Genomic DNA, 25,863 nt, shown 5'->3' on the forward strand with positions numbered 1-25,863 from the left:
CAGCTGTCCACAAAAAGATCACTCCGAGGGGGGAAATCGTGGCTATTACCCGAACGGGCGAAGGCGCCCTTGCATGCGGACGTCTGTCTTTCCTTCTTTGCGGTGCTTCCAGCCTGGCGGTTGGCGCTCTGCTGATGGCGACGCCTGCGCTGGCCCAGGACGCGCAGGACCCTGACGCGGTCGAGATCGACGAGGTCGTCGTTACGGGCATCCGCTCCAGCATCCGCAGCGCCCAGTCCATCAAGGAAAACTCGGACGTCTTCGTCGACGCCATCAGCGCCGAGGACATCGGCGCGCTGCCGGATCGCTCGGTGACCGAGGCGCTCCAGCGGGTGCCGGGTGTTTCGATCAGCCGGTTCGCCGGTGCCAATGACCCGGACCACTTCTCGGTCGAAGGTTCGGGCGTGGTCGTCCGTGGCCTCAATTTTGTCCGCTCGGAACTGAACGGTCGGGATACCTTCTCTGCCAACAACGGGCGAGACCTGTCCTTCGCGGATGTTCCTCCGGAGCTTCTCGGCAGCGTCGAGGTGTTCAAGAACGTGTCCGCTGACATGATCGAAGGCGGTATAGCCGGCACGGTCAATCTGAACACCCGCCGACCCTTCGACAGCGCCGGCCGGCAACTGGCCCTGTCTGTCGAAGGCAACTATGGCGATCTCGAACAGGCCTTGACCCCGACGGTTTCGGGCCTCGTCAGCAATCGATGGGAAACGGAGGCCGGTCAGTTCGGCGTGCTGTTGAGCGGCGTGTACTCCCAGCTCCAGTCCCGGTCCGACGGACTTCAGTCGCTCAACTACCGCCTCGACACCTCGAGCGGCAGCGACCGTTGGACCCCGTCCGGCCTTGCGTTCCGTACCCAGTCGTTCGACCGTGAGCGCACGGGCCTCGCCGGCGCCGGTCAGTGGCGCTCCAACGACCGGACGGTGGAGGCGACGCTCCAGTTCCTGCGGTCCGAGTCGACCCAGGCTTGGACAGAGAATGCGATCGAAACGATCGTCGACGACACCGGCAATCGGGTCCCGCTTCCCGGAACGACGTGGGAGTACGACGACGACGGCATTTTCACGGGCGGCATCATCACGTCGACCGCCGGCTGGCGCTCTGCAGACCCGTCAGTGCCGCTGAACGGGATCCAGCACAGCTTCATCAAGCGTGGGGTCGATCAGCGCTATGTCACCAGCGACTTCGGCTTCAACCTCAAATGGGCCCCGACTGATCGCCTGCGCCTGAATTTCGACGCGCAGTATGTGGACTCCACGGTCGAGAACACGGACTTCCAGATCGCCAACTCCTTCTTTGCCATCGATGAAATCGACCTCACTGGCGACACCCCCACGCTGGGCCTCCGGCGGCCGAATCCGACAGGCGCCGGCGACATCGGCACCTTCATGGGCGACCCCGCCAACTACTACTGGCGGAACGCGATGGATCACAAGGAAGACAGCGAAGGCGAGGAATATGCCTTCCGCGCCGATGCGGAGTACGACCTCGACACGGGTTGGCTGGACTCTGTGAAGGTTGGCGCGCGTCTCGCCGAGCGTGATCAGACCACCCGCAACTCCCTTTACAACTGGGGTGTCCTGTCCGAGGTCTGGAACGGATCGACAGGCCCGGTTTGGCTCGATCAGGGCAGTGTGGCGACGACCCGGAGGACGGGTGGGCTGCCCAGCGCGGGACTGTTCAACTTCTCGCCCATGGGCGTGCCGATCTCCGCGTTTGGGTACGCCGGCAACCCCGCAAGCGACTACGATACTGCGGTCGCCTTCGCGCGATCCATCAACCAGATCTGGGGCGGTGGCGGTTGGGTGCCCCTCAACATGCGCTCCAACGTCATCCCCGGCACGGACTACACGGCTGGCGAGATCAACGAGACGAACGAGGAAACCCGGGCCGCATACGCCCTGATGAAGTTCAGCAATCACGCAGACCCGGTCTGGGGTGAAAGCGTCTCGATCAGCGGCAACGTCGGCATCCGCTACGTCGAAACAACGATCACGGCCGCCGGCGCGCTCAGCTTCCCGACCCAGGCCCAGGTCTTCTCGGGCAACTGCGGCCTGCCGCCGGCGCCGGGTGCCCCTACACCGGCCTTCTGTCTGCTGACGCCGGCAGAGCGGGCCAGGGCCCTGTCGTTCGCAACCGGCGCATCGGTCCCGAACAACGCTGAGCACACCTATGACAACTGGTTGCCTAGCGTAAACATCAAGGTCGGCCTTACGCCCGAGTTCCTGCTGCGCTTCGGCTATACAGAGGCGATCCGCCGCTCCGATCTGGGCCTGACCCGAAACCAGCTGCAGATCACGCCCCGCGTCGTCAACAACCAGTTCCTCGGCTTCGAGGCACAGGCCGGGAATACCTTCCTGGAGCCTATCCGGTCACAGCAAATCGACGTTTCGGCCGAGTGGTATTTCGCCCCGACAGGCTCCCTGACGCTGTCTCTGTTCCAGAAGACGCTCGAAGGCGTGATAACCAACGGCTTCTATGAGCGGACCCTCACCAACGGGGGCACGAGCTACGACGTCTATGTGCGGGGCCCGACGAACTCGCCGGACGACGGCGAGATCCAGGGCTTTGAGCTGGCCTACCAGCAGTTCTACGACTTCCTGCCCGGCTGGTGGTCTGGTCTCGGCATCCAGGCCAACTACACCTACATCGACAGCTCCGGCGTGCCCCAGGAAAACCTGTCGGCCGACAAGGCCAACCCCGGCGGCTCCGAACCGGTCATCGACACCAGTCTTCTGCCGCTGGAATCGCTGTCCGAGCACAACTTCAATCTCGCCGCGATCTACGAGAACGACACGATTTCGGCCCGTCTGGCGTATAGCTGGCGGTCTGAATATCTCCTCACCACGCGAGACGAGATCGTCCCGTTCGCCCCGATCTATTCGGACGACACAGGACAACTGGACGCTTCGTTCTTCTATACGCTCAATCCGATGTTCAAGGTTGGCGTCCAGGGGGTGAACCTGCTGGATGAGACGACGAAGACCTTCCAGGTTCTGAACGACGACCTTCTTCTGGCACCGCGGTCCTGGTTCAAGAACGACCGCCGGTTCTCGTTCGTGGTCAGGGCCACGTTCTAGAAACAGAACCAGGGTGGCTCGCCGGCCTTGAGGCCTGCGAGCCACCTTGCGTCAACGCCGCGTCAACGCCGCGTCAACGCTCCGATCAGGAATGCTCGGAGCGTTTTCGCCTTTCCGGCGTCCAGTGGTCCCAGGATTCCCTGGGCGTGCTCAGGAAGATGCGCAGGCGCGACCGCGTCTGTCCCGAATATGAAATGCTCAAACATCTCCCGCCACGCCGCACGGGCCGGAGCGGGCAGCGAGCGGATGGCAAGAACGGCGTGGACCAGGGCCTCAAAGCCCGAACCGGCCAAGGGCTCCAGGTCCCACCAGTAGTTCACAAGCACGTTCAAACGCCCTGATGACCGGACGTGGTGCCACCAGAGCGGGGGTATGTAGATCGCGTCGCCGGGTTCCAGCTCGGCGGTGAAGGCCACCGCAGCTGCATCTGCGAACCGCGGGAAGGCCGGGTCGTCCACGGCCCCCAGCCGGACCATGCTGACCGGCTGGCCTGCCAGGGTGTGTTCCAGGGGGCCAGGATACAGATTGCCGGTCTGGTCCGGTGGAAACAGGGTGAAGACGCGCCGCCCCGCGACCACGCAGGCCAGGTTCTCCGAGGCGTCGAAATGGGTTTGGACCTCGACGGCGTTGCCCAGCCAAAGCCTCGGCACGGCCGCCTCCGGCACGCCGGGCGGCGGGTTCTGTTGCGAGAACCGGGGCAAGCCGGCCGGCAAGGAGGAGGCACCCATATACAGGGCCGGGGCATCCGTGTCCGGGGCTGTCAGCAGGTCCGTGATCATCGCTGAAACCGTGGTCGGTTCGCGCGTGAAGTTGTGGCCCCGCATGTCGGGGCCGTAGAAAAAATGCCCGCCGATGGAGGCTGGCGCGCGCATGCGCGTCCCGGTGGCACCTGAATCCAGGTCTGCGAGATAGGCTCCGATCTGGCGGTCGCCGGCGAGGGCGGCCCGGACCGCCGGCCAGTGTGACACACGCCCGCGCAACACAACGGGCTGGCCGGATGCTCGCGCCTTTGCCAGTGCGGCATCGCCGCCCGACGGATTCTCCTCGATCATGCGATGCTCCTTGACAGCGCTGTCTTTCACCGGCGCACTATGCCCGGGACACCCTGATTTAGACAGGGCAGGGGAGTGAAAGCGGGGGCATGGCCGGTCCGAATTTGCATGGCGACCCAATGGCATGGACAGTGCCTGTCGGGATGCCCAGGGATGATGTGCCAAAACCGTCGGCCGGTGCGGTGAGCGGAGGGTTCATCGCCCTCTATACCCTTGCCCAGATCGGTGCCTTCATCGCCTTCATACCGATGTTCAACCTGCTTCTGCCGTTGAAGGCCGAGGCGGTTGACCTGTCCGGCAAGGCCATCCTCCTCAGTCAGGTCACGGTCCTTGGGGCGGTGGTCGCCGGCCTGGCCAATCTGGGTGCGGGCGTTCTCAGCGACGCCACCCGGGGTCCATGGGGACGGCGGCGTCCGTGGATCGCCGGCGGAGCCGTCGCCGTCGCCGTCGCGCATGGTTTCATCTATCTCGCTGACAGCCTCTGGAGTTTGCTCGCCGCGATCGTGGCGTTCCAGGTTGCGCTCAACCTGATGTTTGGGCCGCTGAACGCTGTCCTGGCTGACCGCGTACCGGACCGACAGAAGGGCACGGTCTCCGCGCTCCAGGGGCTCGCACTGCCGACGGCGGGGCTGTTCTCGGCCTTGGTCCTGGCCATGGCGCTCGAGGGCCTTGCGGAGCGCTTCCTGCTCACCGCCCTCGCCGTTCCGGCGCTGGTGTTGCCCTTCGCCCTGCTCGTGCCGGATCACAGCGAGCCCGGCCCTCGGCCGGAGGGGCCCCGGATCAGCCTGCGAGTCCTCGCCGACCAGGACTTCCGACTGGCCTTCGTCTCCCGGCTGCTCGTTCAGGTCAGTATCACGCTCAATGTCCTCTATCTCCTGTTCTATCTGCAGGATGTCGCACACCTGCCGGACGCCTCGTTCGCCGCGCCGGAGTCGGCGTTCGGCTGGCTGCTGACCGCCGGGACGATCGGGGGGCTGATCATCGGTTTCGTCGGCGGCCTTCTGTCCGATCGCACGCGACGTCGCCGGGTGCTGGTCATGAGCGGCGGCCTGCTGATCGCGCTCGGCGCTGGCCTGATGGTGGCGCAACCTGGCTGGCCAGGGCCTCTGATCGCGCAGATCCTGTTCGGGATCGGCCTCGGCCTCTATTCGACCGTCGACATCGCCCTCGTCGCCGAGGTGCTGCCGGAGCGGGCCAGCGCCGGTCGCGATCTGGGCGTCATGAACCTGGCCATCACCGTGCCGCAGATCGCCGCGCCGCTGATTGGCCTCGGTGTGCTCGTTGCATTCGACGGCGAACTCCGCTGGGTCTTCGCCATTTCAACGGCCTTCGCGCTCATGGGCGCCGTGGTGATCATGGGCATTCGGAGGGTGAAATGACCGATCGGGGCATCCGGCGCGTTGTCATCGTGGGAGGCGGAACGGCGGGGTGGATGACCGCGGCCGCCCTGGCGCGTCTGGTCAAGACACCCCGCATCTCCGTCCAGCTGATCGAGTCGGCGGAAATCGGGACGGTTGGCGTCGGGGAATCGACGCTGCCTCACATCAGGGCATTCAACGAGCGTCTCGGGATCGACGAAGCCGAGTTCATGAAGGCCACGCGGGCCACATTCAAACTGGGAATCCAGTTCGAGGATTGGGGTCGCATCGGGGACCGATATATCCACCCGTTCGGTGACTACGGCATGCCGGGAGGCGAGGCGCCGTTTCATCACTACTGGCTGAAGGCGAGCGCTGAGGCCGACGTCGGGCCGCTCGACGATTATTCCCTGCCAGTCGTCGCCGCGCGCGAGGGCCGGTTCGCCCCGCCGTCCGACGACGCCCGCTCCCTCATGTCGACCTATGGCTATGCCTATCAGCTCGATGCGTCGCTCTACGCCCGCTTCCTCCGCAAGGTCTCCGAGGCGGGCGGCGTCGAGCGTCTTGAGGGACGGATCGTCGGAACACGACGCGACGGAGAGTCGGGCCTGCTCACCGCTGTGGAAATGGAGGGCGGAGCCATCGTCGAGGGGGATCTCTTCATCGACTGCTCGGGCTTCCGCGGGCTTCTGATCGAACAGGCGCTGGAGGCCGGTTTCCACGACTGGTCCCACTGGCTGCCTTGCGATCGGGCCGTCGCCATGCCGTGCGCCACCGATCAAGCCACCGTGCCCTACACGCGCGCGAGGGCGCTGGAAGCCGGCTGGCAGTTCCGCATTCCGCTGCAGCATCGGGTCGGGAACGGCTATGTCTACTGCAGCGCCTTTCTCGACCAGGACGCCGCGACCGACCGACTGCACGGGCTGCTGGAAGGCGCGGCGCTGAACGCCCCCAACCACCTGCGTTTCACCGCCGGACAGCGCCGGCGGACCTGGTCCGGCAACTGTGTCGCCATAGGTCTGTCAGGCGGGTTTATCGAGCCGCTTGAGTCGACCAGCATCTACCTGATCCAGCAGGGCATCACCCAGCTGATCGCCCTTTGGCCCGACCGCGACTTCGCGCCGAAGGCCGTCAACGAGTACAATCGCTGGATGGATCTGGAGTTCGAGCGGATCCGCGACTTCATCATCCTGCACTACTGCGCCACCAAGCGGGACGACTCCGATCTGTGGAACCACGTCCGCACCATGCCCCTGCCCGACAGTCTGTCGGCCAAGCTGGAGCTCTGGCGCGAAGGCGGGGTGGTCCAGGAATACCGGGATGGCCTGTTCCTCCACCCCAGCTGGGTGGCGGTCTATCTCGGGCAAGGGGTTCGCCCCACGCGCTGGCACCCGCTGGCGGATCGGCGTGAGACCACCCAGTTGATCCCGGCCCTGGCCCGCCTGCGCCAGACCGTGGCCGCCGCCGCCGCCCGCCTGCCGACCCAGGACGCCTATATCGCCGGCCATTGCGACTACAGAACAGCGGAGGCCGCATGAGCCCGACCCCTTCCGGCCACCCCGCCCGTATTCGCAGCGTCTGTATTGTCGGCGGCGGCACTGCGGGCTGGATGACGGCCTCGGCGCTCGCGAAGGTGCTGGGGTCCGACTACGCCGAGATCACCCTGGTGGAGTCCGACGAGATCGGCATTGTCGGCGTCGGCGAGGCAACGATCCCCCAGATCCGGCTTTTCAACCAGATGCTTGGCCTGGACGACAGCGACTTCGTGCGCCGCACCAATGGCAGCTTCAAACTGGGCATCGAGTTCGTCGACTGGGGCAAGCCCGGCGACCGCTACATCCATCCCTTTGGCCGCTACGGCATCGATATGGCGGGCGTGTCCTTCCACGCCTTCTATCTGAAGGGCCGGATGCTGGGCGAGACCCATGATCTGGAGCGCTATTCGCTTGAAGCCTCCGCAGCGCGAGCCAACCGTTTCATGCGGTCGATCGACGCCGGCAAGTCGCCCTTGTCCAACATTGCTCACGCCTATCATTTCGACGCGGGCCTCTATGCCCGCTACCTGCGTGAATACGCCGAAGCCCGGGGTGTGCGGCGGGTCGAGGGTCGTATCGTCGATGTCGCTCTCCGGGCCGGGGATGGCTTTGTCGAGAGCGTGGCGCTGCAGGATGGATCACGTATCGAGGCAGACCTCTTCATCGACTGCTCGGGCTTCCGTGGACTGCTGATCGAACAGGCCCTCCAGACAGGCTACGAAGACTGGTCACGCTGGCTGCCGTGCGATCGGGCCTTGGCCGTCCCCTGTGAAAGTGCGGTGGCATTGACCCCCTACACCCGCTCCACCGCGCGGGAGGCAGGATGGCAGTGGCGCATCCCCCTGCAGCACAGGATCGGTAACGGTTACGTCTACTGCAGCGGTCATCTGTCGGACGACGCGGCGGCGGAGACCCTGCTGGCCAATCTGGACGGCCGGCCGCTGGCGGACCCGAGGCCGATCCGGTTCACAACGGGTCGACGCAAGGCCTTCTGGAACCGCAACGTCGTCGCCCTCGGCCTGGCGTCGGGCTTCATGGAGCCGCTGGAATCGACCAGCATCCACATGATCCAGAGCGGCATCGCCCACCTTCTGGCGATGTTCCCTGACCGGAATTTCGATCCCGTCGAGACGGCTCGCTACAACCGTGTGATCGGCGAGGAGTACATCCGCATCCGCGACTTCCTGGTGTTGCACTACAATGCCAACCAGCGGCCGGGCGATTTCTGGGCGCAGATGCGCGAGATGGAGATCCCCGACGGTCTTCGGGAGAAATACGAGCTCTATCGCGCCCGGGGACGGATATTCCGTGAGAACGATGAACTCTTCAGCGAGACCAGCTGGTTTGCGGTTCTGGCCGGCCAGAACCTCTGGCCGGCGGCCTACGATCCTGTGGCCGATGTGCTGGACGATGTGGAGACGCTGAAGCGACTGGCCGCCGCCCGCTCAGTCTATGACGCCTGCCTGGCCCAGATGCCGGACCACGCGGATTTCATCGCCCGAAACTGCGCCATGGCGGCTGCCGCCTAGGGGTTCATCTCGCGCAGCATCTGACGCACGATGACTCCCGACGGGGTCAGCATATCGTCCGTCCAGGGGCCGGTCCCCGGCGCGCCCGGCAACAGGGCGGCGGCGGTTTCGTCCTTGTCCATGATCGACCAGTTCAGATGACTCAGTTTGTGGGTTTCCATGAACTCCCACCACAGGCGGGTCTCCACCTCGTCGAGTATGCCGTCTCCGCTCGCCTCGCTGGTCCCCCATTCCGTGACAAACAGCGCAGCCCCGAGCTCCATGGCTCTCAGGGCCTTGTCCCGGAGTTCCTGCCGGTGCGTCCCGGCGTAGAAGTGCAGCGTGTAGGCGATGTTGGTGAAAGGCAGCGGGTCCGCGGCGGCGATGTCGACATCCTGTGACCAGGTCGGCGTCCCGGCAATAATCAGGTTGTCGGGGTCGATGGCGCGGATTGCCGGGACGACCGCCATGTGGAAAGGCCTGACGACCTCCGCCCAGCCGTGGGTTCTGAGCGGCTCGTTGTAGACTTCGTAGATCAGATTGGGGTGCTCGCCGTATTTGGCGGCAATGCGCTCAAAAAAGGCCGCAGCGGCCGCTGGATGCGGCTCGTGAGCGTGCCAGTCGACGATCACGTATAGGCCTTCCGCGATCGCGGCCTCGATCACCGCCTCAGCCTTGGCCATTTCGACCTCCGGATTGGCGAGGTATCCGTCGAAGTCGACAGCGATGGCAGCCCGCACGACGGTCACGTTCCAGTCGGATTTCAGATGCCGGACCGCGGCCGCGTTGTAGTAGTGCCCGCCCCATTGGCTCCAGAACAGGGACATGCCGCGAAGGACCACCGGCGACCCGCTCTGGTCGACCAGCTGGCCGGACTCCACACGCAGCGCGCCATGACGCTCCACGGGCGTCTGGGACGAGGCGGACCCGGCGAACAGCATCACTGAAACACCGACGGCCAGCATGAGAACAAGTCTGGGGAAGATCATATCGCACCTCGGGTTGACAGCGCTGTCAATCGAGTGGACGGTCCCACTACAGCGGTCGAAGTCCAGTCACTTCGAGTTACAGGGACAATAGGGGTCCGCAGGGGCCGGGGGAAAGCACCATGCCAGAATCAACGGAGCGGGCGGCTTCGCCCGGGGCCGACGCGGACCGCGTCAATCTTCGGTTCATAGTCCTGATCGTCGCCGTGGCCACGCTCGGCGGCTTCATGTTCGGCTATGACTCGGGCGTCATCAACGGCACCCAGGACGGGCTGGAAGCCGCGTTCGATCTGTCTGCGCTCGGTACGGGGATGAACGTCGCCGCCATTCTGTTGGGCTGCGCCGTCGGTGCCTTCGTCGCGGGGCGGCTGGCCGACCTGGTCGGCCGTCGCAGGGTGATGTTGCTGGCGGCCGTGGCCTTCCTGATCAGCGCGCTTTGGGCCGGCGCGGCCGACACCTCCATCCACTTCATCCTGGCTCGCTTCGTAGGCGGGCTCGGCGTCGGTGCCGCCAGCATTCTGGCCCCGGCCTACATTTCCGAGGTCACGCCTGCCGCCATCCGCGGTCGCCTTTCCAGCATCCAGCAGATCATGATCATCTTTGGTCTGACCGGGGCCTTCGTGGCCAACTACGCCCTGGCGGCGACGGCCGGCGGGTCGACGGCCGCGTTCTGGTTGGGCTTCCCCGCCTGGCGCTGGATGTTCTGGATGCAGGTCATTCCGGCCGGCGTCTACCTCATCGCCCTGCTCTTCATCCCGGAAAGCCCGCGCTACCTGATCGCCAAGGGGCGCGATGCTGAGGCGGACGCCGTCCTTTCGAAACTGTTCGGGCCCGGTGCGGGCAGCCGCAAGGCGGCGGAGATTCGCGCCTCCCTGGCGACTGACCATCGCCCGCGCTTCTCGGACCTGCTGGACCCCGCGACGCGCAGGATTCACCCGATCGTCTGGGCTGGTCTGGTGCTGGCCGTGTTCCAGCAACTGGTGGGCATCAATATCGTCTTCTACTACGGCGCAGTGCTCTGGCAGTCGGTCGGCTTCTCCGAAAGCGACGCCCTGCAGATCAACATCCTGTCCGGTGTGCTCTCGATCGTGGCCTGCCTGTGCGCCATCGCTGTGATCGACAGGATCGGGCGCAAACCACTGCTGCTGGTCGGATCGGCCGGGATGGCGATCACCCTCGGCGTGATGGCCTGGTGCTTTTCACAGGGCGGGCTGGTCGACGGTGCCCTGCGGCTGGATGACCGCACTGGCCTGATCGCGCTGATCGCGGCCAACGCCTATGTCGTACTGTTCAACTTCAGTTGGGGCCCGGTGATGTGGGTGATGCTGGGCGAGATGTTCCCCAACCATATGCGCGGATCGGCCCTCGCTGTGGCCGGCTTCGCCCAATGGATCGCAAACTTCGGGATTTCCGTCAGCTTTCCATCGATGGCGGCTTCGCTCGGCCTGACCATCACCTACGGCTTCTATGCGGTCAGCGCCGCAATCTCGTTCTTCCTCGTCTCCGCACTGGTCAGGGAAACACGGGGCAGGGAACTCGAAGAGATGACGGGCTAGGCTGCAGCGGATCTTTGTAGCCATGCGAAAAGATGCATCGGGCGGGGCGGAATGAACCACATAACGAGCACGGCGGAGCTCTTTCTCATCGCCATGCTGATCATCTTCAGTGTGCCCTATCTGATTTGGCGCGGCCTTCGGACTGAGTATTACGCGCCGTTGGTCGTCGTTCAGATCATCGCCGGCATCCTGCTGGGACCGGGCGTGCTCGGCGCGATTTTTCCGGACGCGCATGCGGCTGTATTCAATCCCCAGGTGATCGGTGCACTGAACGGCGTCGCCTGGTGGGCGGTGATGATCTTCGTCTTCATCGCCGGACTGGAGCTGGACCTCAGCCACGCCTGGAAATACCGGATCGAGACAGGGGTGACGGCCGGACTGTCCCTTGTGGTACCCTTGGCTTTCGGTGCGGTCGCAGCCATCGGTCTGCTCCGGTTCCCGGGCTGGGCTGGCCCGGGCGGGCAGGAATGGCAGGTGGTGCTCGGCATCGGCATGGCCTGTGCCGTTACCGCCCTGCCGATCCTCATGCTGTTCATGGAGAAGCTGGAGATCCTGAGACAGCCGCTGGGTCAGCGGATATTGCGCTACGCAAGCCTGGACGACATCGCGATCTGGGGAGTCCTGGCCCTCATCCTGCTCGACTGGGATCGTCTCGGCCGTCAGGCGATTTTCGTCGTGGCCTTCACCGTCGCCGCTATCGCGATCCGGTCGCTGATGAAGCGCATTCCCGAGCCGGACCGCTGGTATGTCAGCCTCATCTGGCTGGCGGCGTGCGGCTTCGCGGGCGACTGGTCAGGCCTGCATTTCATGGTTGGCGCCTTTCTGGCGGGCGTGGTGCTGGACCAGTCCTGGTTCGACCGCACGAAAATGGATCAGTTTCGGGATCATATCCTGCTGGCCATCATGCCGGTCTTCTTCCTGAGTACAGGCCTGAGGACCCAGTGGGACGTCGGCGGAACCGCAGTATTCCTCGCAGCCGGCGTTCTTCTGTTCGCCTCCGTGACCGGGAAGCTGGCAGGCGTTCATCTGGCCGGCCGCATCCTCAAATGGCGGAAGGGCGAGGCGTCAGTGATTGGTTGGCTGCTGCAGACCAAGGCCCTGATCATGATCATCTTCGCCAACATCCTTCTGGACAGGCAGATCATCACCAATGACGCCTTCACCGCCCTGCTGCTGATGGCTGTCGGGTCGACGATGCTCACCATTCCGATGGTGACGCAGCTGTTGAAGCCCGGGCAGCATCCGCCAGGCTGACCGGATCGTCCCGTCCCCGGACCGCAGCACCCGCTGCGGTCCGGGTTCGCATTCAGTGCGGTGCCGGAGCGTTGGCGTCGACGCTGTTCGACGCTGACGTCCGTGCACATACCACCGCAAAGACGGTGAGCAGGGCATAGCCTGCCAGCGGTACATAGAAGACGGGGTTCATGGTCGACGATCCATCGGCGACCATGCCGCCAATCCACGGCAGTACCGCGCCACCCACGATCGCCGTGCACAGGAGGCCAGAGGTGGCCGACGGAGCCGCCGAGGACCGCTCCAGGGTCAGGGTGAAGATGGTGGGGAACATAATGGAGTTAAACAGGCCGATGGCGATGGCCGCATAGGCCGCGGTCACGCCCGTCGTCTGGGTTACGGCGAAGCAGAGACCGCCGGCCATGACGGTGCATATCGCCAGAAGAACACCGGGCTTGATGCGGGTCAGTAGCGCACTGCCGATCAGCCGCCCCACCATGGCCCCGCCCCAGTAAAAGCTGACCATTTTTCCGGCCTGCTCGAGCGGAATGTCGAGAATATTGGGACTGTTGAGGAAATTGGTCAGCAGGGCGCCGATCGTCACTTCAGATCCGACATAGAGGAAGATGGCGGCCGCACCGAACAGGGCCCATTTCGAGCTGAAGGCCTTGAGCGGCGAGGATATTTCGACCTTGGATCCGGCCGCGGCGGCGTCGATCTTCCTGCGTGCCGTGAAGATGAAAACGGCGATGAAGGCGAAGAAGCCGCCCAGGGCGAGGAAGGCGAAGTCGATGCTGCGGAGGGATTCCGCCCTTGTGACCTCTGTGACCACGGCACCGGCCGCAAACACGCCGCCGGTGAGCAGCACGGACGAGCCGAGGAACGGTCCGAGTGTGGTGCCCAGCGAGTTGAAGAACTGGGAGAAGTTGAGCCGGGCGTGCGACCCCGTCGCAGTCCCCAGGCCCGCGACCAAGGGGTTGGCGGCCACCTGCAGCAGGGTGACGCCAGAGGCGATGACGAACAACGCCAGCAATACGCCCGGATACCAGTCGAGGATGGTGGCCACCGGAACGATCAGGCAGCCGCCCACAATGGTCGCCAGGGCGGCGATGACCGCGCGGCTGTAGCCCAGCCTTGATAGCACTCCCGCAGCCGGCACCGAGACAACCGCATAGGCGATGAACCAGGCAGAGGCGGCCAGGGTCGTCTCGGTATAGGTCAGCTCGAAGACCCGCTGGGTCGCGGCCATCAGGGGGTCGATGAGGGAGGTCGCAAAGCCCCAGGCGAAAAACAGGGTGGTGACATAGGCGAAGGCCGTGCCTGTTCCCTGGGCGACCCGTGCAGACTGCGGAGCGGTTTCGGTCATTGTCTTCCCTCAAGGCAATGGAGCACCCGCAGGTGGATCCGGCAGACGTCGCATTGTTATGACAGCGCTGTCATTCTAGGCGCGCGCGATCTGGAATTGCAACAATCAGTCTGGGTTACCGCGGATGGTGCCCGTCACCCGACGCCCGATCACCAATGCAAAGCCTATGCTCGCCGGGAAGCTGTGTTGTGTGCGTTGGCTTCGCGTCTCCCGGCGGTTATCGAGGAAGCGCGTGGCGGTGCTGTCAGTCCGGCTACAACTCGTCTCCGCCCGGCGCCGGCTGGCCGGTCAGACCCCTTCGAAAGCCTGGTTTCCAGCGAGCCTATGAGCCGACCTGGGTATCTGCCTTCCGGGGGAAGAAATGATTGCTCTCCGCCCGTAGCACCGCAAGGAAGGCTTCCGCGAGCCGGTTACGTTCGGCACCGGCAGAGGTCGCAAAGCCATATTCGTGGCGGATGCCCGGCGTGAAACGTCTCAGAACGGTGCCCTCACGCACATAGGCTGAAGCCAGGGTTTCATTGACGATGGCGACCCCGACGCCCCGTGCCGCAAGGGCGCAGGCCGAGGCGATCGTGTGGGTCTCGACCTTCACCCGGGGTACCACGCCCGCATCGGCGAGCGCGGTCTCGACCTGCCCCCGAAACCTCTGGCCCTGGCCCAGCAGGATCAGGGGCACGCCGCGCAGATCGGCGGCGTCGATCGTTTCCTGATCCGCCAGGGGATGAGATCGTTCGAGCACACAGGCCGTCTCGCTTTCCAGAACGGTTTCGGCGTGCAGATCGGCCCGATTATGCGGCAGCTTCACAAAGCCGGCGTCGACCGCCCGGGATGCGATCATGGCCTTCGCGACCTCGACCCCGTGGGAGTCGATCGACAGGTGGACTTGAGGATACCGGGCCAGAAACCGGGTAATCAGGTCCGGCAGAACCGCTTCGAGCAGGCTGGGTGGTGCCACCAGTCGCAGATGACCGACGCGAAAGCTCGAGATGTCGCGGGCGAGGGACTGGACGCGCTCGACCGTATCGAGGGCTCTCTCGACCTCCTGATGCATCAGGAGACCGTCGGCTGTCAGAATCAGGCGCCCACGATCGCGGTGGAACAGTTCAAACCCGACATCGCTCTCCAGCTGCGCAAGAAGCCGGCTTGCCGCGGGCTGGCTCAGGCCGTGCTGGCGGGCCGCGGCGGTGACCGAACCCAGGCGGACTATCGCGCTGAAAATACTCAGCGCCCTGAGCCGAAGTGGATGGTGCGCCTGCTCCGTGGCGACGCTCATCGCTCACTCATCACGGGCAGGCCGGACCGGAAGCAGGATCCGCGACGGCGTGTCCGGGCCGATATGCACCGTGCAGACCGCGAGGACCGGGTCGCTCGCCTCTCCCGCGGGAACACCGGTTCCGGGATTAACGTCGAAATGCGGGAAATTGCTCGAGGCGATGTCCAGTCGGATGCGGTGTCCTGCGGCAAACAGGTTCGCCGTAGGGAAAGCCCTGATCTCGACCTCATAAACTTCCCCCGGTCGCATAGGACGCACCGCGTCGAAGCCGTCCCGAAAGCGTAGGCGCAGAATGCCGTGGGTCAAGTTCAGGGCGAAGCCTTCGGGGTAGTCGGGGCTCGGCGGATAGACATCGACGAGTTTCACCGTCACGTCGGTGTCGACGGCCGTGCATGACACCCACAGGTGGGCCACGATCGGACCGGTGATTTCGACCGCGTCCGGCAAGGGCCCGGTCTGGAATGTCACAACGTCGTCGCGGTCCGCCAGTGCCCGGCCCGGCAAGGTCGCGCCGAACAGCGCCTCTGTCTCGCGCTGGTCGAAGCCGCCCGCTTCCATCAGGGGCGCACCGGAGGCCACCGCTCCACCGATGGTCGGCACCGGTTCAAACGGGTCATGGTGCCAGTGGCATTGGCCTGGTGCCGCGACGGCGGTCGTAAGCCCGCCATCTGCCGACAGATGATAGGCGGTGGGAAGGGTTGCGCGCGGCGGCCAGTCGGCTTCCTCCACCCAACGCCCGCCGTGGTCCAGTCGGCCGCCTGCCGTTCGGCGTCCCGAGCCGCCGCCCATGACGAAAAGACGGACCGGTGCGCCCAGAGGCTCGACCGCCGGGCGGTCGCCCCGAAGATGCTTGTCGAACCACGCCAGCCGCAGGGCGACATAGTCCTCGGCCAATGCCCCATCGAGGGTGGCGTGCGGGCCGAAGTCCACGTCGCCTGCATGGCTGACCGAGCGCTGGCCATGGGTCCAGGGGCCCATCACCAGCCGCACGGGTCCAGTCTTCATCCGGCTGAGCGCAGAGAAGTTATCGGTCGCGGACAGGGCATAGGGGTCATACCAGCTGCTCATGAAGACCATGGGCACATCGCTGAACCGGTCGTAGTGGGCCGCGGCGCAAATGTCGGGCTGTTGCCAGAACGGACCGAAGGTCTCGCGCGACCAGAGACCGACGACGAAATCTTCGTACTCGGGCGCGCTCGTCAGGGGCGAGTGGCCGGCCCGCCAGGGGTTCACCCGGGCCCAGGCTCCGATGTCCTGTGCCTCCAGGGCCGTGCGACGGACCGGATCAGTCACGGTGGCGGGTGCGAGCAGGGCATGCCGATAGGCCCAGGTAAGCTGCTTCAGCTCGAAGGCTCCGCCTTGGCGAATGCCGCTGTGATAGCCGCTGGAGAAGCCCCCGGAATCCATGAAAAGGGCCGCCAGCGAAGGATGGCCGAGGGCCGCGACCGCAGCCTGGACATGCGCCGAGTAGGACAGTCCGGTCATGCCGATGCGACCGTCGCACCAGGGCTGGTCCGCGAGCCAGGTCAGGGTGTCGAAGCCGTCTTCGGCCTCATTCAGATATTTGGAGAAGCGGCCCCCGGAACCATAACGGCCCCGACAATCCTGCAGGACATAGACATACCCGGCACGAGCGAACTGGGCCGCGATTTCGGGCTTTGACAAGGGCTCGAGTCGCGCACGGGTCCGGTCCGCATGGCTGGTGCCGGTCTTGTTGTAGGGCGTTCGCTCCAGGATCACACTGCGGGGTCCGGATGGGCCCGCCGGCAGATAGATGTCGGTCGCCAGGCGGACGCCGTCACGCATCGGCACCATGACGTCGCGGACTACCGTTCCTGCGACCTCGGGATCTGCAGGGATCGCCGCGAGGGTCACGACGGCCCCACCTGGGACTGGACGATCGCAGCGGGGGGGCTGTAGGTGGCCGGGGCCCCGGGGCCTACCGGCAGGGCCAGCGAGACCCAGGCTGTAACCAGGGCGATCCCCGCCAGGCCGAAGGCGACACTGTAGGGCAGCATCAGGGCTATCATCGACCCGATCCCGAAATCCCGCTGCCAACGTTGGCAGATGATGAGAACCAGCGGGAAATTGCTGGCCAGCGGGGTAACGATGTTGAAGATCGAGTCGCCCATCCGGTAGGCGGCCGTAGTCATCTCCGGCGATACGCCCAGAAGCATCAGCATCGGCACCACGACGGGTGCCATGGCGCTCCATTTGGCGGAGGCTGAACCGATGAGAAGGTCGAGCCCTGACGACATTCCGAGCAAGGAAACGAGCAGCAACGGCCTCGGCAGATCCAGCCCCCTCAGGGCGTCGGCACCGTTGACCGCCAGTACCGGCCCGAGGTTCGACCAGGCGAAGAGGGCGACAAAATGGGCGGCAAAAAAGGCCAGCACGATGTAGGGGGCCACATCGCGCATCCCCTCAGCCATCATCCTGATGAGAGTTCGATGCGACGGGATGGTGCCCGAGACCGCGCCATAGGCCCAGCCGCATCCGAGAAAGAGTATCATGAAGGCCGCGACCAGTGACCCATAGAAGGGGGCAAGGCGTCTGGGGCCTTGCTCGGACATGTCGAGCAATGGGCCACCGCCCGGCCAAAGCACCAGGGCTGCGAAGACGGTGACGACGACCATGGCTACGACGCCCGCCCAGATCAGGCCCCGACGCTGAGCGCCAGAGAGGACGCCGAGCGCGTCCGCTTCCTCCACGCCGTCGGGGAAGCCTCCCGTCCAACGGCCGAGGCGGGGCTCGATGATGCGATCCGTCACATACCAGGCGATCGGTGTGAACAGGACGCCGATCGCAAGGGTGAACCACCAGTTCCCCAGTGGATTGACGCCGTAGGCGGGATCGATCAGCTGCGCAGCAGGAGCTGTGATGCCCAGCATCAGAAGGTCGAACTGGCCAGGAATGATGTTGCCGGCAAAGGCCCCCGAGATCCCGGCATAGGCAATGGCCACGCCGGCCAGGGGGTGACGACCGGCCTTGGCGTACACCAGGGCCGTGAGCGGGATCAGGACGACATAGGCCGCGTCCGCTGCATGGTGCGAAAACAGGCCGATGATGAAGACAGCAGGCGTGAGCAGCGGCGAAGGCAGCCGCCGAACCCCACCGCCGAGCAGGGCCGCGAACAGGCCGGAGCGTTCAGCCACGGCTGCCCCCAGCATCACGGTCAGCACAAGCCCGAGTGGAGGAAACCGTGTCAGGGTTTGGGGCATTTCGACGAGCAGGCGGGTGATGTTCTCGCCCGAGAGCAGGCTGACGGAGACGAGGCGCTCGCCGGTGATGGGGTTGGTCGCGCCCCAGCCGGCCGCAGCGGCGACAACCGACACCGCGACCAGTACCAGAATGCAGCCCGCGAGGATGAAGACCGGATCCGGCAGGGCATTGCCCAGGCGTTCGATCCGGTCGAGCCAGCCCCCCCGCCTTGGCGAGAGGGCTGGCCCGGAACCTGGGGCGGGGTCGGCGGCGTCCGTCATGGTGACGACTGAACCCTAGAACTGAAGTCCGACGCGAACATAGACGCTGCGACCGCGGGCGTCATAGGTGTAGATGTCGTAGTTGATCGGCGCATTGGCATAGGAGGCTGGTGGCTGTTCGTCGAACAGGTTGCTGACCCCGACCGTGACCGTGGCGTCGTACTGGTCGAACGAATAGCTGCCTTCCAGATCCTGATAGAAGATGGCGTCGGTCGTCGCGTCCTTCACTGTGTTCACGATGTCTGTGGTCTCGCCGATGTAGCGCCCTCTCCAGAGCGCCATCCACGGACCGTCGCTCCAGCGCAGTGAGCTCTGGCCCTTCCAGTGCGGATAGGTGGAGCGGGCGCGGTCGCCCTTGCCGGCGCGTTCGTCGAGGATGTCCGGCCCACCGGTGGGGTCGGGGCTTACGGTGGTGAATTCCTCCAGATAGGAGGTGTCGAGCACGGCAGCGAACCGACCGATGTCGGTCGTAAACTCATAGCGCAGCGTGGCGTCTATGCCCGACGTCCGGATCTCCGAAAGGTTCTGGGCACCTTGGGTCAAGCGCGTGACCGCACCGGTCGCCGGATCGCGCTCGACCAGATCGCAGAAGGTCCCGGCTCGGGCCGCGCAAAGGCCGAGAATCTGGGCTGCGGCCTGGGAGGCGATCGCGTCACTTATGGTGATGTCGTACCAATCGGTTGTCAGCGTCAGCCCGGGAATGGCGCTGGGCTGGAAGGCGAAGCCGGCACTGAAGGTATCCGCGGTCTCGGGCTCGAGCTGGGTGTTGCCTGAAGTCACTCCGGGAATCAGACCGTTCAGGTTGAAGTTGGCCTGGTTGTAGTTGGCCGGGATGCCGGCACAGCCCGGCAGGGTCGGCAGGGTCGGCCGGGCCGCCGCGCCGCCGTTGCAGGGGTCGATCGCCTGCACGCTGACTTCGCGGCCGCCCTGGAACAGTTCAAGGATCGAGGGCGCGCGGAAGCCTTGCGAATAGGTCCCCCGGATCAGCAGGTCCTCGACCGGACGCCAGCCCACGCCCGCCTTGAAGGTCGTGGCATCGCCGACGGTGTCATAGCTGGAGTAGCGCGCAGCCAGGCTGACATCGAGGCGGTGGGCCAGCAGCATGTCCGCGAACACCGGGATGGCCAGTTCGACGTAGCCCTCGTGCAGCGAATACTCGCCAACGGTCGGCACGCGGGTCTGGGCGGTCGTCGTCGTATAGAGGCTCGACAACAGCACAGGCGCCGAGTTCGCATAGACGTCAGGACGGTCTGTCGCCTTGTTTTTGCGGTACTCGTAGCCCGCCGCGACCGACAGGGGGCCGGCAGGAAGCTCGAACAGGTCGCCGGTGATATTGTAGGTCACGTCGAATATCTCGGTTGAGTTGAATTCCCGAGTGGTGAAGCGGATGTAGTCCGCCATTTCCGACGTCATTGGCCCGAACAGATTGATCGGTACACAACCGGCCGACACCAGGCAGTTGGCTGGGTTGCCAAGGCCCCGGAACAGGTTCTCGTAGTTGACCCCGTTCAGCGCCGAGGACTGGATCTCGTTCTTGGACCAGCTGGCGAAGGCGTCCCAGGACCAGTCGCGACCGATGGCATTGAATGTTCCCTCAAGGCCGGCGGCGAGACGGTAGGTTTCAACGTCCTGAATGTTGTCACGGTTGCCGAGGTCGGTCAGGACCTTGCGGACCCGCCAGGCTTGGGTTGAAGCGAACGTCAGGGCATTGGCGATCGGCACGCCGTTTGCCGTGCCGAAAGGATTGAACGGATGGTTGTTGGCCAGTGAGAAGCCCCGGATCGTTCCCGAGGTCCCGCCGATGTCGAGCAGTACCGGGGAGAAGAGCTGGTTTGACTGGCGTCGGTTGTAAAGGCCTTCCAGCTGGACCGAGACAGTGTCGGACAGCTGCGACCGGAACCGGCCGTAGACACCGTAGCGCTCGCTCGGTCCCGCCGAATAGATGCCTTGGGCCTGGGTATTGTAGAAGTCGGTCGGCAGGGCCGCGGTTCGGAAGCTGTCGTCGGCGAGGCTACCGACGCCGTAGGTGCCAAGCCCCACCGCTGTTGCCGGCGTGGTGCTGGAGCCAAAGCCCGTAGCCGTTCCGAAGTAGGCATTGTTGGACAGCCCCGGCAGGACGAACAGCCCCCGGGGGCTGGTGCCGGGTGAAGTCAGGGGCACCAGGCTGAGCGTCGTCAGTTCCCGGTCGGAGGTCAGGATCGCGTCTTCACGGGCGTAGCTGGCGGACAGGATCACCGCGCTGCTGTTGAAGCGGCGTCCGAAATTGGCCGTGGCTGAGTACTGTTCGCCATCGCCCTCCGAGGTGATGCCGGTTCGGGACGACAGCCGCACCCCGTCAAAGTCCCGGATGGTCTGCACGTTGACGACGCCGGCGATCGCATCGGCTCCATAGATGGCAGAGGCACCGTCCTTCAGGACCTCAATGCCTTCGATCATGCCGAGCGGAATAGTGTTGAGATCGACAAAGTCGCGGAAGCCCCGCTGGCCAACGCCGTCGACCCACCGATGTCCGTCGACGAGGACGAGGACGCGGTTGCCACTGCCCTCGGCACCGCCGAGGTAGCGGAGGTTGATCGATGAGGCCCCGTAGGACGTGCCCTGGGTGCCGTTGCTGTTCAAACTGACGCCCGCCGACGGCAGGCGCTGGAGAAGGTCTCCGACCGAAACAGCGCCCGAGTTTCGGATGTCTTCGGCCGTGAGGGTCAGGAGGGGACCGACCGCATCGGCGTCACGGCGCTGGATCCGCGAGCCGGTGACCACGACCTCGTCGATGGTTATGCCCGGTTCGGAGGCGTCCTGGGCCCACCCGGCCGATGGCAGGGCCATCAGGCCGATTGCGAGGGCCGCGACGGCGCTGCCCGAGAGCCAGTCGGCCCTGCTGCGTGTATTGGTCATGGTTGATCGTCCCCGATGTCCGGCCGCCGGCGATCGCGCCCTGCGGCTCCCCTGAAGGAACAGTGGCAGGCGTTGTCATGGCTTCGCAACGGCATGGCTTCACCGTATCAGGCCATACGTCAGGCGCATGGTCTGGGCTTGTTCCGATTGATGTCAGTATGGTCCTGCCGGAGCAGGAGGCGCGACATGGGCCCCAACAGGCGACATCTGATCATCGGCGGCGCGGCTGTTCTTGGCCTTGCCAGCTGCGCAGGCTTGCCGCGCCCCAGGCGAGTATTCCGGGTCGCCTTGCTGGGCCAGGCCCTGATCGAACATGCGGCGACCGAGGCGGAATGGCCGGGCCGGTCTGCCATAGCCGCCCGGCTGGCCGGTGCCGACGCGGTCTTCACCAACCTTGAAACCGTAATCCGGGGGACGCGGGCCGGAGCGCCTACACGCGAGCTCCTGACCCTGCACGCCGCCGGGCCCGAGATCATCGAGACGCTCAAGTCCGTCGATGTCGGCCTTCTGACTACGGCGAACAACCATGCCTTTGACCTCGGCGCGGGCGGCATCCTCGACACCCTGGCCGCGATCCGGGCCGCCGGTCTGGTCACCTCGGGCAGCGGCAGCCATCTCGCCGAGGCCTCGGCCCCCGCCTACCTCCCGACGGTCACCGGACGCGTGGCCGTCGTCGGATTCGCGACCGGCAAGGTTCGCGAGGGGGGGATGGCCACCCCTACGCGTCCGGGCGTCAACGAGCTGCGCCGAGGCGCGGATGGCGTGCCGGACCCGGGCGATGAGTCCCGGATCCTGACCGCGATCCGGGAGGCGGCCACCCGGGCCGACCTGGTCATCGCCTGCCATCACAACCACGACTGGGAGGAGGACAACGCCCTCGTCCCCGGCTGGCAGGAGGAGCTGGCGCGTCGCTGCGTCGATGCCGGCGCCGACGTCTTCGCCGGTCACGGTTCCCCCCTGCCACAGGGCGTCGGTCTGTACCGGGGCAAGCCTCTGCTCTACGGCCTAGGCAATTTCATCTTCCAGACAGAGAAGGTGGCGGGCAGCTATCCTCCCGATGCCTGGACCAGCGTCATCGCCGAGGTCGAGCGCGCACCCGACGGCACCCTGCGAACCTCTCTCGTCCCTGTCACCATGAACGAGACCGGCCTTGGGGGCGAGAATGACCTGAGCACCCGCGGCTTCCCCAGCCTGGCCGGGCCCCAGGCCGCGGCTGCCATTCTGTCCCGGCTTGACCGGCTGTCCCGTGCCCTGGGCGGAAGGGTTAGCCCGTCAGGCAGTGTCGGTGCTCTGGTCAGTCCGATCTGACGCGGTCGTCTGGCGCGCGACTGTGCTGTCAGTCCAGCGACAGATCTTCTCCGGTCGGCGCGGCCATGGCGGGGCTATTCCCAAGGTGTAAAGGACCCGGCGGTTATCCAGGAAGTGCGTGGCGGACAGGGTGGAACTGCTTTTAGCTAGGAAAAGCAGTGCACTTAGCAGACTGAAAGATCACAAAACGCTCCTGATTTTGCTCAGCTTTCTCTCGCACTGACTAACGCATTTGGGCGTTGTCAGGCTGCATTCCAAACCTGGTTGAGAATCTGCGCAGCCAGCGCTGACTTATCCTCGGGCAGGAACCGGCCATAGTGTTTGGCGACCATCTCAGGTGTGTCCTGGATGGCGTAGCTCGCCTGTTGGTAGGAGCCTGTCTGCTTGAGCACATGGGTTGCCAACACGTCCCGCACGTTATGGGGACCATGCGGCAGAAGGCCGTCGATTGCGCCGCGACCGGTATATGGATTGTAGATGCCGTACCGCTGAATGGTCAGCCGCCAGGCCTCGTAGAAAGTGGTCTGGTTGTACGCAGCGTCGCGCGATCGCGAGGAAGCGCTCTTTACGAAGAGCGTGCGGGGGTCCGCACACCCATTCAACAAGCGGGCCCGGTGGCGTTCGAGATACGCTTCGAGGTGCTCATAGAGCCCTCCGAGATCAGGAAGGACCAGACGAAAGGGCTTGCCGCCAAAGAACGACGAGTCTGCATTCTTGAACGCAGCCGAAGGGATGAACACCTCCCAGCCCGACTCTTTCGAACTCCAGCGCAGCTCGCCGCACTTGAGATCGGCGAGCGCTCGCTCCGAGCGGGGCAGGGTGCCTTTAGGGCAGAACAGCAGCTGACGCAGGTTCTTCTGGCGTAGACCGGTATGCAGGCCGAACCGAAGGATCAAAAAGGACCGTACTGCCTCGGCGGCAGCTTTCGGGAAGTGCTGCTCGTTTGGCATTAGCCGGAGGATCTCTTCGGTGATCTTGCGGTACTCTCGCAGCGGGCTGTCAGCCTCGAGTACCGGGAGAATTGGCTCAAACGGGTCGCGGTGCACGCGGCAGATCCTGCTGATCTCTTTGCTGGTCGCGCGCGCGTATTCGAACAGACGCTCACACTGACTAGCCCAATCACCCTGCGCAGCGGCAATGTCGCTTTCGTTGATCAAGCCTGGGAAAGCGATGAGCTGACGGGCTAGGGCTGGGGTCTGGCGGAGCCAGCCGGTGTCTTTGCGAACCAGCGACATCGCCACTGTCAGCATGTTGAGTTCCCAAGCCGTATAGAACCCCCTCCGCTGATAGCGCCATCGCAAGTACCAGTCCCAAACGGCTGGAAACGCTAGCATTGCGAACGTCATCTGCTGCTTGGGCATGTCGAGGCCTTTGACCTCTCCATCGGCGGGTGCGGCCAAGGCACCGAAGAGCAAAGACAGATGCTCAACCTTTTGAGCCGCGGTTTCTGGCCCCCAGACGCCGCTGCGCTGATAGCCAAGCGCCGTCAAAGGGGCGGTCTTGAACTCGAGTAGTGCATTCATTTCGTTGGCCAACGCAGTTGGTGCATCGAGGGGGCTGGCTCTCGGGCCGGAGGTTTCGCGCCCGACCTGACCATGCATATGGGCGGGGAAGCGGAGAGCGAACCGATGCTTGGCGGCGGCGGCCTGATACCGCCGATAGTCGGTGCTGCCCGAGATCACCACCGTGCGAACCCAATGCAGGATTTCCGCCTGCTCTGCCGCAGATCGACGCCGAAAATCAGCAGGCAGATGCCAAGCCAACCGGCGCTGCTCGCTCGACGCGATGTTGGGCAGTGGCGCACCAGTTACGGCACGCGACTTGTGACCGAGCTTTTCAGAGAAGTAGCCGTCAGGAAGGCGATACCGACGCTCGATGCGCGCGAGCATGTCGCGACTTTCGTTTCGGCGCGGTTCGCGGGTTCCCTGTGACCAGCTTCTGAATGTGCGTTGGTCAAAGGCTTCGCTTGGTCTGACCAGGGCGCGATGTAATGACCAAGACGTGTCGCCGTGGCGGGTCATCTGGAGACGCAGGGCGGTCGCGAAATCGTCGACGTCGCGCCAATCGGTTGTCAGAGGCTCAGGAAACTCGATGACGGCTCGGGGTTTGCGGCCGCGTTTGGCTGGGGTCGGCTTGGGAGGCGTCGGCGCCTGTGTACTTGATGGCGCCGTGACTCGACGCTCAAGGCGGTACGGCGAGCCAAATGGAAACGCGCGAGCGATCGCGTCGAGCGCGGGTTTGATTTGAGCTGAAAGCAGTTTGACCGTTTCGAGGGGCAACTCAGCGGCTTGCGACACCACGCGCCAGTCGATCCCTTTGCCCCTCGCCGGCGCGTGCGAACCTTGGTCGATCAGCAGCAGCAGAAAGCGCTCAAGCGAAGCGCGCTGGTTAGCGTCTAAGGTCTTCGCAAACTTGGTCTGACAATAGGTGCGCAAGCGGTCTGCGAGCGTGCGTTCAGGGCGGACAGTCATCGGCGAGAGCAGGGGGAGGGCGTGGTCGGGCCGAGCGACCTATACGATTCTCACCGTGCGCTCACGGGACTGCAGGCGGCCGAGACCGCTATCAGTGTAGATCAAGCCAAAACCACTGCTTCAAGGGCAGCTGGATGATGCGCTGAGTTCAAATAAATTCAGCGCGCTTGGCAACTTCTCGATAGCTGAAGTGAATATCTATGATTGAATGGGGCCAGGGGGAGTTTCATGCCGGAACGCGAGACGTCGATCGATAGCGACTTCATAGAAGACCGCGACGCCTCGGTAGATCCCAACCTGCACTACAAGCTGACCGAGATCGCGTGTGGTCGCGTCGCGATCCCCGCTGACAGCGAGCTAAACTGGTCGTCCAGCATTCACTTCGTCGGTCGTTTTTGGGTCATCCCTTCGCTGAACGATGAGGCCGAGATCGTCAGCTACCGTCTCCCGTTCAGCCAGGCAGAACTAATCGACGATCTCTATCTCGATCTCCATCCATCGCAGACCTTCGAGGCCTGCTGGAGCCAGTTACTATCGGGCGACCAGCACCTGACACCTCATCAGCGCAGCACCGTCGAAGGTAGAAGCTCAAACGAGTGGCCGCGTGGCCATGTCGCCTATGACCCGCACATCCGAACCTGGTTGGTGCGTATCGCATCGGAGTTGCTCGACGACGGCGAAGTGCTGCTCGCCGCGCGCCGACGCTTCACGATTGATGCTGCTCGCTGCGTCATCGTTGGCGATGAACACCTGAACTGAC

16 protein-coding genes are annotated in these 25,863 nt (G+C 64.7%); 8 read left to right on the top strand and 8 right to left on the bottom strand.

Annotation, left to right across the window (positions count from 1 at the left end):
* Nucleotides 1-134 precede the first annotated feature (134 nt).
* Nucleotides 135-3,080: a TonB-dependent receptor gene (locus tag KB221_07295; protein WIY70819.1), complete on the top strand. Its 2,946-nt coding sequence runs from the start codon at nt 135-137 to the stop codon at nt 3,078-3,080.
* Nucleotides 3,081-3,142: 62 nt separating this feature from the next.
* Here the strand turns inward: KB221_07295 and KB221_07300 are convergent, their stop codons facing one another.
* Nucleotides 3,143-4,132: a cupin-like domain-containing protein gene (locus KB221_07300; GenBank protein ID WIY70820.1), complete on the bottom strand. Its 990-nt coding sequence runs from the start codon at nt 4,130-4,132 to the stop codon at nt 3,143-3,145.
* Between the two features lie 143 nt (nt 4,133-4,275).
* Here KB221_07300 and KB221_07305 point away from each other — a divergent pair, with 143 nt between their 5' ends.
* Genes KB221_07305 through KB221_07315 form a run of 3 tightly spaced genes read left to right on the top strand, consistent with a single transcriptional unit; the run spans nt 4,276 to nt 8,554 of the window.
* On the top strand, nt 4,276-5,511 hold the full coding sequence (locus KB221_07305; protein ID WIY70821.1) for an MFS transporter: 1,236 nt from the start codon (nt 4,276-4,278) through the stop codon (nt 5,509-5,511).
* Nucleotides 5,508-7,028 carry a tryptophan 7-halogenase gene (locus KB221_07310; protein ID WIY70822.1) on the top strand — a complete coding sequence of 507 codons (1,521 nt, stop codon included), beginning with the start codon at nt 5,508-5,510 and terminating at the stop codon, nt 7,026-7,028. The genes KB221_07305 and KB221_07310 overlap by 4 nt, the downstream gene beginning before the upstream one ends.
* A complete protein-coding gene (locus tag KB221_07315; protein ID WIY70823.1) occupies nt 7,025-8,554 on the top strand; it encodes a tryptophan 7-halogenase in 1,530 nt (509 codons plus the stop codon). The genes KB221_07310 and KB221_07315 overlap by 4 nt, the downstream gene beginning before the upstream one ends.
* On the opposite strand, the gene KB221_07320 is transcribed toward KB221_07315, so the two are convergent.
* Nucleotides 8,551-9,522: a glycoside hydrolase family 5 protein gene (locus tag KB221_07320; GenBank protein WIY70824.1), complete on the bottom strand. Its 972-nt coding sequence runs from the start codon at nt 9,520-9,522 to the stop codon at nt 8,551-8,553. The genes KB221_07315 and KB221_07320 overlap by 4 nt on opposite strands.
* Nucleotides 9,523-9,641: 119 nt before the next feature.
* Between KB221_07320 and KB221_07325 the strand changes: the two genes are divergently transcribed.
* Both KB221_07325 and KB221_07330 read left to right on the top strand, forming a co-directional pair.
* Entirely contained in the window at nt 9,642-11,075 is a 1,434-nt protein-coding gene (locus KB221_07325) for a sugar porter family MFS transporter (GenBank protein WIY70825.1), read from the top strand.
* Nucleotides 11,076-11,126: 51 nt separating this feature from the next.
* On the top strand, nt 11,127-12,329 hold the full coding sequence (locus KB221_07330; GenBank protein ID WIY70826.1) for a cation:proton antiporter: 1,203 nt from the start codon (nt 11,127-11,129) through the stop codon (nt 12,327-12,329).
* Nucleotides 12,330-12,381: 52 nt separating this feature from the next.
* Here KB221_07330 and KB221_07335 read toward each other — a convergent pair whose 3' ends face one another.
* The 5 genes from KB221_07335 to KB221_07355 form a co-directional block, all read right to left on the bottom strand.
* Nucleotides 12,382-13,674, bottom strand: a complete 1,293-nt coding sequence (locus KB221_07335) for a sugar MFS transporter (GenBank protein ID WIY70827.1) — start codon at nt 13,672-13,674, stop codon at nt 12,382-12,384.
* 322 nt (nt 13,675-13,996) lie between these two features.
* Nucleotides 13,997-14,947 (bottom strand): LysR family transcriptional regulator, encoded by a 951-nt coding sequence (locus KB221_07340; GenBank protein WIY70828.1) that lies wholly within the window; start codon nt 14,945-14,947, stop codon nt 13,997-13,999.
* A gap of 3 nt (nt 14,948-14,950) precedes the next feature.
* Nucleotides 14,951-16,762, bottom strand: coding sequence for a CocE/NonD family hydrolase (locus KB221_07345; protein WIY70883.1), 1,812 nt, complete (start codon nt 16,760-16,762; stop codon nt 14,951-14,953).
* Between the two features lie 56 nt (nt 16,763-16,818).
* The gene (locus KB221_07350) at nt 16,819-18,429 is read right to left on the bottom strand and encodes an AbgT family transporter (protein WIY70829.1); all 1,611 of its coding nucleotides are present in this window, start codon (nt 18,427-18,429) and stop codon (nt 16,819-16,821) included.
* Between the two features lie 15 nt (nt 18,430-18,444).
* Nucleotides 18,445-21,324, bottom strand: a complete 2,880-nt coding sequence (locus tag KB221_07355; protein WIY70830.1) for a TonB-dependent receptor — start codon at nt 21,322-21,324, stop codon at nt 18,445-18,447.
* A gap of 255 nt (nt 21,325-21,579) precedes the next feature.
* Between KB221_07355 and KB221_07360 the strand changes: the two genes are divergently transcribed.
* Nucleotides 21,580-22,632: a CapA family protein gene (locus KB221_07360; protein ID WIY70831.1), complete on the top strand. Its 1,053-nt coding sequence runs from the start codon at nt 21,580-21,582 to the stop codon at nt 22,630-22,632.
* Between the two features lie 242 nt (nt 22,633-22,874).
* Here KB221_07360 and KB221_07365 read toward each other — a convergent pair whose 3' ends face one another.
* Nucleotides 22,875-25,103, bottom strand: a complete 2,229-nt coding sequence (locus KB221_07365) for a hypothetical protein (protein WIY70832.1) — start codon at nt 25,101-25,103, stop codon at nt 22,875-22,877.
* A gap of 228 nt (nt 25,104-25,331) precedes the next feature.
* On the opposite strand from KB221_07365, the gene KB221_07370 reads away from it, so the two are divergent.
* A complete protein-coding gene (locus KB221_07370; GenBank protein WIY70833.1) occupies nt 25,332-25,862 on the top strand; it encodes a hypothetical protein in 531 nt (176 codons plus the stop codon).
* Nucleotide 25,863 lies beyond the last annotated feature (1 nt).

Source organism: Aquidulcibacter paucihalophilus (genome assembly GCA_030285985.1).
Taxonomy (GTDB): Bacteria; Pseudomonadota; Alphaproteobacteria; order Caulobacterales; family Caulobacteraceae; genus Brevundimonas.

Excerpts from the sequence above, each read along its gene's own strand:
- KB221_07355 (WIY70830.1), bottom strand. The coding sequence starts at position 21,324 with ATGACCAATACACGCAGCAGGGCCGACTGGCTCTCGGGCAGCGCCGTC.
- KB221_07345 (WIY70883.1), bottom strand. The coding sequence starts at position 16,762 with ATGGTGCCGATGCGTGACGGCGTCCGCCTGGCGACCGACATCTATCTG.
- KB221_07370 (WIY70833.1), top strand. The coding sequence starts at position 25,332 with ATGCCGGAACGCGAGACGTCGATCGATAGCGACTTCATAGAAGACCGC.
- KB221_07300 (WIY70820.1), bottom strand. The coding sequence starts at position 4,132 with ATGATCGAGGAGAATCCGTCGGGCGGCGATGCCGCACTGGCAAAGGCG.
- KB221_07350 (WIY70829.1), bottom strand. The coding sequence starts at position 18,429 with ATGACGGACGCCGCCGACCCCGCCCCAGGTTCCGGGCCAGCCCTCTCG.
- KB221_07295 (WIY70819.1), top strand. The coding sequence starts at position 135 with ATGGCGACGCCTGCGCTGGCCCAGGACGCGCAGGACCCTGACGCGGTC.
- KB221_07325 (WIY70825.1), top strand. The coding sequence starts at position 9,642 with ATGCCAGAATCAACGGAGCGGGCGGCTTCGCCCGGGGCCGACGCGGAC.
- KB221_07365 (WIY70832.1), bottom strand. The coding sequence starts at position 25,103 with ATGACTGTCCGCCCTGAACGCACGCTCGCAGACCGCTTGCGCACCTAT.
- KB221_07330 (WIY70826.1), top strand. The coding sequence starts at position 11,127 with ATGAACCACATAACGAGCACGGCGGAGCTCTTTCTCATCGCCATGCTG.
- KB221_07320 (WIY70824.1), bottom strand. The coding sequence starts at position 9,522 with ATGATCTTCCCCAGACTTGTTCTCATGCTGGCCGTCGGTGTTTCAGTG.
- KB221_07310 (WIY70822.1), top strand. The coding sequence starts at position 5,508 with ATGACCGATCGGGGCATCCGGCGCGTTGTCATCGTGGGAGGCGGAACG.
- KB221_07305 (WIY70821.1), top strand. The coding sequence starts at position 4,276 with ATGCCCAGGGATGATGTGCCAAAACCGTCGGCCGGTGCGGTGAGCGGA.
- KB221_07335 (WIY70827.1), bottom strand. The coding sequence starts at position 13,674 with ATGACCGAAACCGCTCCGCAGTCTGCACGGGTCGCCCAGGGAACAGGC.
- KB221_07340 (WIY70828.1), bottom strand. The coding sequence starts at position 14,947 with ATGAGCGTCGCCACGGAGCAGGCGCACCATCCACTTCGGCTCAGGGCG.
- KB221_07315 (WIY70823.1), top strand. The coding sequence starts at position 7,025 with ATGAGCCCGACCCCTTCCGGCCACCCCGCCCGTATTCGCAGCGTCTGT.